We start from the raw sequence: 12,357 nt of genomic DNA on the forward strand, positions 1-12,357 counted from the left end.
GCCTGCCCCGCCTGGGCCGCAGCCTCAGGCGGGCCGCTGGAAGAGGCGCGGATCACGCGGCGCCGGCGCGTTGGCCCGGGACGCCACGGCCTGCGCGGCGGCGGCCACCACCCAGCCCAGTTTCTCCACCCCCGTCGTGCGCGCGCGGCTGTCCCAGGCCGCCGGACCGCGGTGGTGCACCTTGCGCCCGATGGCACGGTACACGCAACGGGCGGTGGCGATCGACCAGGCGGAGCGCAGCGGCAACGCGGGCAGGCCGGACATGGCGGAATCGTAATAGGGCTCGGCCGCTTCCACCAGGCGCTGCGCCACGCGCGCCAGCGCCGCACGGTGGTGCGGCTCGGCCAGGCGCGCATCGCTGGGCAGGCCCTCGGCGGCCAGCCACTCGGCGGGCAGGTAGACCCGGCCGATGGCCGCGTCCTCCACCACGTCGCGGGCGATGTTGGTGAGCTGGAACGCCATGCCCAGGTCGCATGCGCGGTCCAGCGTGGGCGCGTCGCTGCGGCCCATGATCTGGGACATCATCACGCCGACGACGCCGGCCACGCGCCAGCAGTAGGTCAGCGTGTCGTCCAGAGTCGCATAGCGCTGGCCCGCCACATCCATCGCGAAGCCGTCCAGGTGATGCTCGAAATACACCGGCGCGATGCGGTGGCGGCGCACCACCTCGGCCAGCCCGGCAAAGACCGGATCGTCCTGGTGCTGGCCGCTGCAAGCCTGCCGCGTCGCATGCCGCAGCTGGGCCAGCAAGGCCGCGCTGCCATCCGCCGGCGCGCCGCGCTGGGTATGGCCCAGGGTCTGGCCGTCCACCACGTCATCGCAGTGCCGGCACCACGCATACAGCATGACGGCGGCCTCGCGCACTTCCGGCGCGAACAGCCGGGCCGCGGCCGAGAAACTGTGTGAGCCGGAGCGGATGGCGGCGTCGCCGTGCGCGATGACCCGGGCCGCGGCGGACGTGTGCGCGGCGGTCATCGGGCCACGTCCTGGAGCATCAGGCCCGCGGTGGCCTTGGCCGACCCCACCACGCCCGGAACGCCTGCGCCCGGGTGCGTGCCGGCGCCGACGATGTAGAGGTTGGAAATCTCCGCATCGCGGTTGTGCGGGCGGAACCATGCGCTCTGCGTGAGTACCGGCTCGAGCGAGAACGCGGAGCCGTGGTGCGCATTCAACTCATCGCGGAAATCGGCCGGCGTGAACATCCGGCTGGTGACCAGGCTGTCGCGCAGGCCGGGCATGTAGTGCGTCTCAAGATAGTCGAAGATGCGGTCGCGCAAGCGGGGCCCTTCCACCGACCAGTTGACTGGCGCATTGCCCAGGTGCGGCACCGGCGCCAGCACGTAGTGGCTGGAGCAGCCAGGCGGCGCAAGCGATGGGTCCGTCGCGCAAGGTGCATGCAGGTAGAGCGAAAAGTCTTGCGGCACCTCGCTGCCGTGGAAGATGTCGCGTATCAGTTCGCGGTAACGGGCACCGAAGCACACGGTGTGGTGCCGCAGTTGCGGCTGCGGGCGCGACAGCCCGAAATGCACCACGAACAGCGACATGCTGAAGCGCTTGCCCTTCAGGCGCCGCGCCTCGGCCCGCCCGCGCGTGGTGTGGCCGAGCAGGCGCTCGTAGGTGTGCACCACGTCGGCATTCGACGCCACCTGATCGAACGCATGCGCCTGGCCGCCAGCCACGACCGCGGTGGCGCGGCCGGCCTGCACCTCGATGCGTTCCGCCGGCGTGGACAGCCGCAGCGTGCCGCCCATGTCTTCGAAACAGCGCACCATGCCCTGGACCAGCGCGCCGGTGCCGCCGCGCGGAAACCACACACCCCATTCCCGCTCCAGCGCATGGATCAGCGCGTAGATGGAGCTGGTCTCGAACGGGTTGCCGCCCACGAGCAGCGAATGGAACGAGAACACCTGCCGCAGCTTTTCATCCTTGATGAACTGGGACACCTTGCCGTAGACGCTGCGCCAGGCCTGGAGCTTCACCAGCGCAGGGCCGGCGGCCACCATGTCCCGGAAGTGCAGGAAGGGGACGGTGCCCAGCTTGCGGTAGCCCTCCTCGAACACGGCGCGCGAATACGCCAGGAACCGTTGGTAGCCCTCGACGTCCTCAGGGGACAAGGCGCGAAGCTGCGCGTCGAGCGCCTGCTGGTCGTTGGCGTAGTCGAGCGTGGTGCCGTCCTCCCAGCAGAGCCGGTAGAAGGGTGTCACCGGCAGCAGCTCCACATAGTCGGCCAGCGTGCGCCCCGAGAGCGCGAAAAGCTCCTGCAGCGCCGACGGGTCGGTGATCACCGTGGGCCCGGCATCGAACGTGAACCCCTGGTCGTGATAGACGTAGGCCCGCCCGCCGGGCTTGTCGCGTGATTCGTAGACCGTGGTCTGCACGCCGGCTGCCTGCAGCCGCATGGCGAGCGCCAGGCCCCCGAAACCGGAACCGATGACCGCGGCAGTGGCCGCTGGAGACGAGGAAGGATTCATTCAGTGGATGCTGCGACAGGGGAAATCGACGATGAACCCGAAGGCCCGGCAGGTACGGGGCGAAGGGCCGCCCGCATGGCGGCCGCCACCGGCACCGGCGGACGGCCCGTCAGGATGCGGGCCTTGTCACGCCAGGTGGGCTGGCCGGCATAGAAGCGGTGAATGAGTGCTTGCGGCAGGCCGTAGAAACGCTCCATGACGGCGCGCCGCTCGGCGGGCGCGGCCGCGAGGAACAGCATGCGGTTGAGCAGGCGGAAGAAGCCGGCGGCCTTCCAGTGCGCCACCGCGTGGGCGCGGACGGCGGAAAACACCTGCGCGGGATCGTCCCAGGTGCTGCGCGGCAAGGCGGCCAGATGGTCCGCCAGACGCGCCGCCTGGGGCAGCGAGTAGCCCGTGGTGGCATGGAACAGGGCCGCGGCCAGCCCGGCCTTCGGCACGCCGTGCGCCCCTTGCCACAGGCCTTCCACATCGCCGGCGAGGGCGATCGGCAGAACGCCCTCTTCTTCCCGCAGCACCTGCGCCACGCGCCACCCTCGGCCGGCGACATAGGCAGCGATGTGCTCGCGCAGCCGCTCGCGGGAGAGGTCGCTCCCGTCGGCATACACCGTGTCTTCCACCAGCAGCGTATCGGCCGTGAACGGCAGCAGGTAGACGAAGCGATAGCCATCGACCTGGTCGACCGTGGCGTCCATCAGCACGGGTGCGGACAGGCCGTGGGGCTGCTCGAGCCGCAACTCCTGCCCCAGGAATTTCTGGAACCGCAATGCCAGGTGCGCGATGTCAGGCGCCCCGCGCGCGTCGATCACCGAACGGGATCGCAGCACCTCGCCGCTGGCAAGGCGCACATGGGTCGGCGCCACGGAATCGACGGCACAGCCCAAACGCATGGCAAGGCCGGTCTGCACGCCCAGCAACTCGTCGAAGCGGTCCGAAGTCACGCTGCAGTACCCGCCGTCCAGGCGCCGCCGGTACCCAGGAAACACCACGTCATGCGCTGGCCAGCGGTGTACGACCAGAGGGTCGATCCAGGCGCGCTGAGCGGCGGACAGATCGGATGCGTGAAAGCTCCAGGTGTGATTGCCCCCCAAGGTGTCGCCCGCTTCGAGCAACAGGATGCGCATGTCGGGATGCGCCTGCGTGAGCCGTAGCGCGATCAGCCCGTTCGCGAGCCCGCCGCCCACCAGCAACAGATCGGCTTCGAGGCGGCCCGGGGCACCGTCATCATGCATGGGACGCCAGACTCGCCGCCTCGCGGGCGACGGTGGAACCAGGGAGCGCGGCTTCCACGATGTCAGCGGCCCGCTCCGCGCCGCCCGCAGCGACCACCTCCTGGCCCAATGCCCGCGTGCGGTCGGCGAAACGGGGCTCGCTCAGCAGCGTGCGCAGGGCGCGGCGCACGGCCTTCACGCTGGCAAGCGGAGGAAGGAGCTTGATCCCCGTACCTGCATGGGCGATACGCGCTGCCACGCCGGGTTGGTCGAAGGCCAATGGCAGCGCCAGCTGCGGCGTGCCCGCTTCCAATGCATCCATGGCCGTGTTCAAACCCGCGTGCGTTACCACCACGTCGGCACGCGCCAGGGCCGTGCGTTGCGGCGCGAAACCGGTCACGGCCGTGGCCCCGGCGCGCACCAGGGCCGCAGCTTGCGCACCGTCCAGGCGGTCGCAGTGGGCGATGAGCAACTGCAGGTCTTCATCGCGACAGGCGTGGGCAATGCGCTTGAACAGCCCGAAGCGCCCGCCCTGCAGCGTGCCGAGCGACGCGAAGACGAAGGGCCTGGATGCATCCAGTTCAAGGTCGAGCGGCGGCTCGGCAACCAACGGCCCGCGCAGCGGCCCGACATGGTGAAAATGCGCCGGGAGGTCCGCACGCGGGAAGTCGAAACCTGCCGTGGTCTGGCTGATCTGGGCGATCGGCGAGAGGCAGTCGGCCAGCGTGCGCCGCCCCGCCAGGCCGAACCGGGCCGCATGGCGCTGGATCACCCGCTCGTGCGGCGTCATCAGCCAGTCGTAGACACGGGTGGAGCCCTCGTTCAGCTGCTCACCGCGCTTATCCTGGGCATAACCCCAGGGCATCACCGGAAGCGGCACACGGAGATCCCGGTTCACGGGCAGCGCGCACGCCACCGACACGAAAGACAAACCCAGACCAGCGGCCAGCAGACCGCCCGCCGCCTCCATCTGGTCGGCGACGATGACGTCGACACCCCAACGTTCGAGCGCGGCAGGGGCCTCGCGGCACAGCATGTCCGTTCCTGCGGCGACGTCCTGGATCACGCGGCGCAAGCCGCCCAGCCCGCCAGGGTCGGCGGCGCGGGCGACGATGGCGCCCAGTTGCCCCGCTGGGTGCGTTGCCGCACCCAGCGCATGAAAGCCGATGCGGCGGTCGCGGATCAGCGTGGACACGTCCGCCTGGTGCAGCCAGCTCACGCGATGGCCGCGATCCATCAACACCGATGCCAGGGCCTCCAACGCTCGCACGTGGCTGGTGAATGGTGGGGCGATGACGGCGAAGTGCATGGATGGTGGCGGCCTGGCGGCAAGCCCGGGCCAATCCAGCTATTGTGTCCACCTGGGCTGTAGGACGCGGGCTTGAGTTGCGCCCTGCAAGGGTTCATGCCATGCCTTTGTGACTAAGGTGCATACCCTGGCGTCCGCTTGGTGGGCGCACCAACCAGTTTCATCCCATGCTTGCTCTGCCTGCGGCCTTGCCGTCGTTTGCCCATGCCGTGCCGCTTCAGGCGCCATCCGTCGGCGCGTCGACCGACACGCTGCGCGGGATGATCGAGGAGCGGCTTCGGACACTGCTGCCCGCCGCCGACGCACACCAGGACCGTGTCGGTGCGGCCATGCGGTACGGCGTGCTGGCCCCAGGCAAACGGGTAAGGCCGCTGCTTGTGCTGCTGGCAGCACGCGGCTTTCGGCTGGACCCCGCCGACGTGCTGGACGCGGCCTGCGCGCTGGAGATGGTGCACGCCGCGTCGCTTTTTCTCGACGATCTGCCCTGCATGGATGACGCCAAGCTGCGCCGAGGGCAGCCGACCGTGCACATCGCGTTCGGAGAAGACGTTGCCATGCTGGCCGCGATCGCGCTGCTGGCGCGGGCATGGCGCGTCACGGCCACCGCCGCAGCCATCGCCCCGCGGGTCAGGACGGACATGGTGGCGGTCTTGTCAGACGCGGTGGGCATCGAAGGGCTGGTGACCGGACAGTACCGCGATCTCCATGCGGCAGCGGGGGAGTCGAGCCGGCCCCAGATCGCCCGCACGAACCAGTTGAAGACGGGAGTGCTGTTCGCGGCGGCATTCGAGATCGCGAGCCTGGCTGCGGGCGCAGACGCCCGCACGCGCGGCCTGCTGCGTGAGGCTGCGGACGCACTTGGGCAGGCATTCCAGTTGGCCGACGATCTGGCAGACCAGGAAATGGAACCGTCCCTCCTCGGCAAGGACTGCAGGCAGGACGTGGGCAAGTCCACGCTGGTGTCGATGGTGGGCGCGAGGCAGACGCGCCGGATCCTGGCTGCGCAGGTGGAACGGGCGGAGACGCTCATCGCCCAGGCGATGCCGCTGGAACACTCCCTGCCCACCCTGGTCCGCACGCTGTTCGCATCCCAGCTGCATTGACCGGCACCTGCGGCGGGCCGTCGCCGCGCAATCCCGGCCTGCCACCGCGTGACGGTAAGGGCGCCACCCGATCTGCGCCAGGCATGGCCCCCAAGCCGTGGCGGGAACCGCTCCCTCGCGCCCTCGCGCCCTTTCGCTAAGGCATCAAGAAAAAATGGGCTACGCCTTGCGGCATAGCCCATTGATTCACTGAAAAAAAATGGTCGGCGTGGCGGGATTCGAACTCGCGACCCCTTGCACCCCATGCAAGTGCGCTACCAGGCTGCGCTACACGCCGACAAGACCGCAATTATAGGACGGAAATCTCGCCTTCCAGAAGAAGCTCGCGAATTTCGCGCAATTCTTTGCGGATCGCTGCAGCGTCCACCGATGTCGACACGACCGCCGGCGCGGAAGGCACTGACGGAGCCGCACCATCGCCAGCCGCGTCGGACGGATACACGGCGGACTCGTTGTCCGTCCATGGACCATCCTGCAAGCGGTTGCGGGCGCCGCTGATGGTGAAGCCCTGGTCATAGAGCAGGTCCCGGATGCGGCGGATCATCAGCACTTCATGGTGCTGGTAGTAGCGTCGGTTGCCACGGCGCTTCATCGGGCGCAGCTGGGTGAATTCCTGCTCCCAGTAGCGCAGCACGTGCGGCTTGACGCCGCAGAGCTCCGCCACTTCACCGATCGTGAAGTAGCGTTTTGCGGGAATGGAAGGAAGCGATGTGCTCATGGGACTTCGCGGACAGGCAGGCCAGCGGGCAAGGGTACCGCAGCGGATTGCGGGTTGCCAGTGCCCGGCGACCGCCGGCGATCCAGGCCTTGTTTACCCCGCAGGCGGGTTCTGGATCTGCTCCTTGAGCTTGCTGCTCGCGTGGAAGGTGACCACGCGCCGCGCCTCGATCGGAATGGACTCGCCCGTGCGGGGGTTGCGCCCCGGCCTCGGTGCCTTGGTGCGGATCTGGAAGTTGCCGAACCCCGACAGCTTCACGTCCCGGCCTTCCACCAGGCTCTGGGCGATCAGGTCGAAGAACGCATCCACCATGTCCTTGGACTCGCGCTTGTTCAGCCCGATGTGATCGAACAGCAGATCGGCCAGCTGCGCCTTGGTGAGCGCGGGCGTCTCCAGGCTTTCCACGGTGAATTCCACCACGTCGGCATCTCCCTTCAACATGCTCACCGCAGCCTTGCGCCGGTTCGGCGCGACAGTTCCTGCAGCGTGGATTGCACGGCCGCATCGATCTCTGCTTCGGTCAGCGAAGCCGCGTCGCTGCCCAGCGTGAGGCGCACCGCCAGGCTCTTCTCGCCAGCGGCCAGCGCCCCGGCGCCAGCGGTTTCGCCGTCACGCAGCGGCTTGGGCCGGAACACGTCGAACAGCACGGCCGATCGCAGCACGTCGGAGGGCACGGCGGAGTGGATGGCCGCCATGACCTCGCCGTGGGTCACGCGCTCAGCGACCACCACGGCGATGTCGCGCTCGACGGCCTGGTGCTTGGCCACCGCCTTGAACACCGGCACCGGGCGGCGCAGCACCGCCTCGAGTTCGAGTTCGAAAACGATGGGCGCCAGCGGCAGGCCCCAGGACTGGCGCCACTGCGGGTGCAGTTCACCGACATGGCCGACGACTTCGCCGTCCAGCACCACCTGGGCGCAGCGCCCCGGATGCATGGCGGGGTGCGTGGCCGGCGCGAACGTGGCTCCCAGGGGCGCCAGCAGTGCCTGCACGTCGCCCTTGACGTCGAAGAAATCGACCGCCTGAGACTTGGAGCCCCAGTGGAGCGCTTCGGCCGGGCCATACGCCAGGCCGGCGACGCGCATCGGCTGGTGCACGCCGGCCACGGTCGTGTCGGTGTCCACCACCGATCCGTCCCGCAGGAACACGCGGCCCAGCTCGAACACCCGCACACGGTCGGCCTTGCGGTCCAGGTTGAACTTCAGCACCTGCATCAATGAGCCCAGCAGCGACGAGCGCATCACGCTGAGCTGGCTGGCGATGGGGTTGAGCAGCTGGATCGGCTGGGCATTGGCGGCGAGGTCACGCTCCCATTCCGCCTCCACGAAGCTGAAGTTGATGGTCTCCTGGTAGCCCAGCGCGGCCAGCTCGCGTCGCACGGCAAAGGCGCTGCGGCGCGATTCGGCGCGCAGCTTCGGCGTGATGGGCGCGAGCGGCGGCGTGGTGGGCAACCGCTCGTAGCCGATCATGCGCGCGACTTCCTCGATCAGGTCTTCCTCGATGTTGATATCGAAGCGATAGGAGGGCGCGACCACCTGCAGCACGCCGTCTTGCGCCGTGACCTCCAGGCCCAGGCGCTGCAAGGCATCCACGCACTGGCCCTGCGCGAGCGGCATGCCGATGACCTTGGCGGCGCGCGCCACCCGCAGGGTGACCTGCCTGGGCTGCGGCACGTCCAGCACCTGATCGTCCACCGGCCCGCACGTGGTCTCGGACGTGCCGCAGATGTCCAGCACCAGTTGCGTGATGCGCTCGATGTGCTCCACCGTGTTCTGCGGATCCACGCCGCGCTCGAAGCGGTGCCCCGCATCGGTCGAGAAATTGAACCGGCGCGACCGACCGGCCACCGCCTTGGGCCACCAGAAGGCGGCTTCGACATAGATGTGGCGCGTGTCGTCCGACACCGCCGTGGCGTCGCCGCCCATGATGCCGGCCAGCGATTCGACGGCCTGGCGGTCCGCGATGACGCCCACGGTGGCATCCACGGTCACCGTGTTGCCGTTGAGCAATTTCAGCTGCTCACCCTCGCGCCCCCAGCGCACCTCCAGGCCGCCGTCGATCTTGTCCAGATCGAAGATGTGGGACGGCCGCCCCAGCTCGAACATCACGTAGTTGGAGATGTCCACCAGCGGCGACACGCTGCGCTGCCCGCAGCGGGCCAGCCGGTCGACCATCCATTGCGGCGTCGCCACTCGCGTATTGACGTTGCGCACGATGCGGCCGGAGAACCGCCCGCACAGATCGGCATTCACCACCTTCACGGGAAGGCGCTCGTCCAATGAGGTCGCCACGGGAGCGATCTCGGGCGACTTCAACGGTGCGCCCGTCAACGCCGACAGCTCGCGCGCGATGCCGTACACGCTCAGTGCGTGGGCCAGGTTGGGCGTGAGTTTCAGGGTGAAGAGCGTGTCGTCCAGGTCGAGCTGCTCGCGGATGTCGCGGCCAGGCACCGCATCGTCGGCCAGCTCGAGCAGGCCGCCGTGATCGTCGGCCAGCTGCAGCTCCTTGGCCGAGCACAGCATGCCCTGGCTTTCGACGCCGCGCAGCTTGCCGAGCTTGATGACGAAAGGCTTGCCGTCTTCACCCGGCGGCAGCTCGGCCCCGACCAGGGCGCACGGCACCTTGATGCCGACGCGGGCATTCGGCGCGCCGCAGACGATGTTCAGCAGCGCGTCCTGGCCGACGTCGACCTGGCAGACGCGCAGGCGGTCGGCATTGGGGTGCTGCACGGCCTCCTTGATCTCGCCGACGACGATGCGCGTGAACGCCGGCGCCACGGGGCGCAGCTCTTCCACTTCGAGACCGGCCATGGTCAGCGTTTCGGCCAGTTCGGCGGTGGTCAGCGGCGGGTTGCAGAACTCGCGCAGCCAGGATTCTGGAAATTGCATTTTCGGATTCTCTAGATTCGATCGATGGTCGGGCCGCCACGCAGCCCCGGCTTGCCGGCCTCATGCCGGCACGCTTCACTGGAACTGCGTGAGGAAGCGGACGTCGCCGTCGAAGAACAGGCGCAGATCGTTGACGCCGTAGCGCAGCATGGTCAGCCGGTCCGGGCCCATGCCGAAAGCGAAGCCGATATAGGTCTCGGGATCCAGGCCCATGTTGCGCACCACGTTCGGGTGCACCTGGCCGGAGCCCGCCACTTCCAGCCAGCGGCCGGCCAGCGGGCCGCTCTGGAACTGGATGTCGATCTCGGCGCTGGGCTCGGTAAACGGGAAAAAGCTGGGGCGAAAGCGCAGCACCAGGTCGTCGCTCTCGAAGAATGTGCGGCAGAAGGCCGTGAACACGACCTTCAGGTCCTTGAAGCTCACGTTCTCGCCGATCCACAGGCCTTCGCACTGGTGGAACATCGGGGAATGGGTCGCGTCGCTGTCGACGCGGTAGGTGCGGCCGGGCGCGATGACGCGGATCTCGGGCATGCCCTGCCCCGCGTCGATCCTCTCGCGGTGGCGCTTGACGTGCTGCACCGCGTGGCGCACCTGCATGGGACTGGTGTGGGTGCGCAGCAGATGCGGCGCATCGGGGGTGCCGCCTTCCACGTAGAACGTGTCGTGCATGGAACGCGCCGGGTGGTCCTGCGGCGTGTTGAGCGCAGTGAAGTTGAACCAGTCGGTCTCGATCTCGGGGCCTTCCGCCACCTCGAAACCCATGGAGCCGAAGATCTGCTCGATGCGCTCGAGCGTGAGCGACACGGGGTGCAGGCCGCCCCGGCCCCGCTGGCGTCCTGGCAGGGAGACATCCAGCGCCTCGGCCTTGAGCTGCAGCTGCAGTTCCGCATCGGCGAGCGCCTGGCGGCGGTCGGTCAACGCCGCTTCAACGGCCTGCTTAGCCAGATTGATCGCAGCGCCGCGCGATTTCTTTTCTTCCACCGTCAGCTGCGCCATGCCTTTCATGAGTTCGGTCAGGCGGCCGGACTTGCCCAGAAACTGCGCCTTGGCGTTTTCCAGATCAGCAGGGGTTGTGCTTTGCGCGAACAGTTGCCGCGCGCTTTCGACCAGGGAATCCAGCTCGTTCATATCGACTCATGAAAATAAACAAGGGCTAGTGCCTTTTCAAGCTCTAGCCCTTGTTGTTAGTGCGCAGACTGCTATCTACTCAATAGCAATCGACCGTGAACTCAAGCAGCCAGCTTGGCCTTGACTTGTTCCACGATGCTGCCGAAGGCAGCCTTGTCGTGCACCGCGAGGTCGGCCAGCATCTTGCGGTCGATCTCGATGGAAGCCTTCTTCAGGCCGTTCGTGAACTGGCTGTAGGTCAGGCCCAGTTCGCGCGAAGCGGCGTTGATACGGGCGATCCACAGTTGGCGGAACACGCGCTTCTTGGTGCGGCGGTCACGGTAGGCATATTGCCCAGCCTTCATCACCGCCTGCTTGGCGATGCGGAAGACATTACCGCGGCGACCACGGAAACCCTTGGCGAGGGCTAGAACTTTCTTGTGACGGGCACGGGCCGTTACACCACGTTTGACGCGAGGCATGTGAGTACTCCTTGTTCGTCAGTAAATTAAACGCCCATGCCGGGCAGCATCTGTGAAATCGAGCCCATGTTGGTCTCGTGCACAGCAACCGCACCACGCAGATGGCGCTTGTTCTTGGTGGTCTTCTTGGTCAAGATGTGACGCTTGAAGGCTTGACCGCGCTTGACGGTGCCACCGGGACGAACGCGGAAACGCTTTTTCGCGCTGCTCTTGGTCTTCATTTTGGGCATGTGAATGCTCCTTCTTCTTTGTGCTCGTGAGGCGTTTGCAAACCGATTCGCAAACTTGTTGGCCCCGAGCCACTTTTAAGCAGCGGCATTGCTGCGCTGCGCGACGGCGCTTTCACGCCGTCTCATGCCGCACGGGACCTGGAAGGCCCCATGCCGCACATTCTTCAAGACCCTTCTGGCGGACCGATCGGCCCGCCCCGCCCTGTCAGGCCGCCGGAGCGGCGCTGCCCGCGGTCTCGCCCGCAGGCTTGGCCGCTGCGGGCTTCTTGCGACCCGGCGCGATCATCATGATCATCTGGCGCCCTTCGAGCTTGGGGAATTGCTCCACCAGGATCGAATCACCCAGATCGTCGCGAATGCGGTTCAACAGGGCCAGACCCAGCTCCTGGTGGGTGATTTCCCGCCCACGGAAGCGCAGGGTGATCTTGCACTTGTCGCCTTCCGCCAGGAAGCGGCGGATGTTGCGCATCTTGATGTTGTAGTCGCCGTCGTCGGTACCGGGACGGAACTTCACTTCCTTGATTTCGATGACCGTCTGCTTGGCCTTGGCCTCCGCCGCGCGCTTCTGTTCAAGGTACTTGAACTTGCCGTAGTCCATGAGACGGCAAACGGGGGGGCTGGCCGTGGCGGCAATCTCCACCAGGTCCACATCCAACTCGCCCGCCATGCGCAGAGCTTCCATGAGGCTCACGACGCCCAATGGCTCATTGTCAGGACCCGAGAGGCGGACCTCGGGGGCCATGATTTCCCGGTTCAGGCGGTGCTTGCGCTCTTCGCGGTGGCGACGATCACGAAATTCAGTAGCGATGGCTCTATTCCTTCAATCAAGATGCTACAAAAA

At 67.5% G+C, this 12,357-nt stretch carries 12 protein-coding genes and 1 tRNA gene; 1 reads left to right on the plus strand and 12 read right to left on the minus strand.

The genetic code is table 11. From position 1 onward, the window contains the following. Positions 1–24 precede the first annotated feature (24 nt). From ABWV53_RS09520 to ABWV53_RS09535, 4 genes are read right to left on the minus strand one after another with little or no spacing between them, the layout of a single operon-like run. A complete protein-coding gene (locus tag ABWV53_RS09520; RefSeq protein WP_353365243.1) occupies positions 25–975 on the minus strand; it encodes a phytoene/squalene synthase family protein in 951 nt (316 codons plus the stop codon). Continuing rightward, positions 972–2,471: a phytoene desaturase gene (locus tag ABWV53_RS09525; protein ID WP_353365245.1), complete on the minus strand. Its 1,500-nt coding sequence runs from the start codon at positions 2,469–2,471 to the stop codon at positions 972–974. The genes ABWV53_RS09520 and ABWV53_RS09525 overlap by 4 nt, the downstream gene beginning before the upstream one ends. Further along, on the minus strand, positions 2,468–3,700 hold the full coding sequence (crtY, locus tag ABWV53_RS09530) for a lycopene beta-cyclase CrtY (protein ID WP_353365247.1): 1,233 nt from the start codon (positions 3,698–3,700) through the stop codon (positions 2,468–2,470). Before crtY ends, ABWV53_RS09525 begins: the two co-directional genes overlap by 4 nt. Beyond that, positions 3,693–4,988, minus strand: coding sequence for a nucleotide disphospho-sugar-binding domain-containing protein (locus ABWV53_RS09535; RefSeq protein ID WP_353365249.1), 1,296 nt, complete (start codon positions 4,986–4,988; stop codon positions 3,693–3,695). The genes crtY and ABWV53_RS09535 overlap by 8 nt, the downstream gene beginning before the upstream one ends. 167 nt (positions 4,989–5,155) lie before the next feature. On the opposite strand from ABWV53_RS09535, the gene ABWV53_RS09540 reads away from it, so the two are divergent. After that, the gene (locus tag ABWV53_RS09540) at positions 5,156–6,091 is read left to right on the plus strand and encodes a polyprenyl synthetase family protein (protein ID WP_353365251.1); all 936 of its coding nucleotides are present in this window, start codon (positions 5,156–5,158) and stop codon (positions 6,089–6,091) included. A gap of 200 nt (positions 6,092–6,291) precedes the next feature. Here the strand turns inward: ABWV53_RS09540 and ABWV53_RS09545 are convergent. The 8 genes from ABWV53_RS09545 to infC form a co-directional block, all read right to left on the minus strand. Next, positions 6,292–6,368 (minus strand) — tRNA-Pro (locus tag ABWV53_RS09545). 12 nt (positions 6,369–6,380) lie between these two features. After that, complete coding sequence (locus tag ABWV53_RS09550; RefSeq protein WP_353365253.1) at positions 6,381–6,809, minus strand: MerR family transcriptional regulator; 429 nt, start codon at positions 6,807–6,809, stop codon at positions 6,381–6,383. Between the two features lie 93 nt (positions 6,810–6,902). Further along, positions 6,903–7,250 carry an integration host factor subunit alpha gene (locus ABWV53_RS09555; protein WP_353365255.1) on the minus strand — a complete coding sequence of 116 codons (348 nt, stop codon included), beginning with the start codon at positions 7,248–7,250 and terminating at the stop codon, positions 6,903–6,905. Between the two features lie 2 nt (positions 7,251–7,252). Further along, entirely contained in the window at positions 7,253–9,697 is a 2,445-nt protein-coding gene (gene pheT / locus ABWV53_RS09560) for a phenylalanine--tRNA ligase subunit beta (RefSeq protein WP_353365257.1), read from the minus strand. Between the two features lie 75 nt (positions 9,698–9,772). Beyond that, on the minus strand, positions 9,773–10,825 hold the full coding sequence (pheS, locus tag ABWV53_RS09565; RefSeq protein WP_353365259.1) for a phenylalanine--tRNA ligase subunit alpha: 1,053 nt from the start codon (positions 10,823–10,825) through the stop codon (positions 9,773–9,775). 101 nt (positions 10,826–10,926) lie between these two features. Next, a complete protein-coding gene (gene rplT / locus ABWV53_RS09570; RefSeq protein ID WP_056667373.1) occupies positions 10,927–11,286 on the minus strand; it encodes a 50S ribosomal protein L20 in 360 nt (119 codons plus the stop codon). 26 nt (positions 11,287–11,312) lie between these two features. Then, entirely contained in the window at positions 11,313–11,516 is a 204-nt protein-coding gene (rpmI, locus tag ABWV53_RS09575; protein ID WP_008904041.1) for a 50S ribosomal protein L35, read from the minus strand. Between the two features lie 205 nt (positions 11,517–11,721). Beyond that, entirely contained in the window at positions 11,722–12,324 is a 603-nt protein-coding gene (infC, locus tag ABWV53_RS09580; RefSeq protein ID WP_353366680.1) for a translation initiation factor IF-3, read from the minus strand. Positions 12,325–12,357 lie beyond the last annotated feature (33 nt).

It is taken from the genome of Acidovorax sp. FG27 (assembly GCF_040365715.1).
GTDB lineage: Bacteria > Pseudomonadota > Gammaproteobacteria > Burkholderiales > Burkholderiaceae_C > Paracidovorax.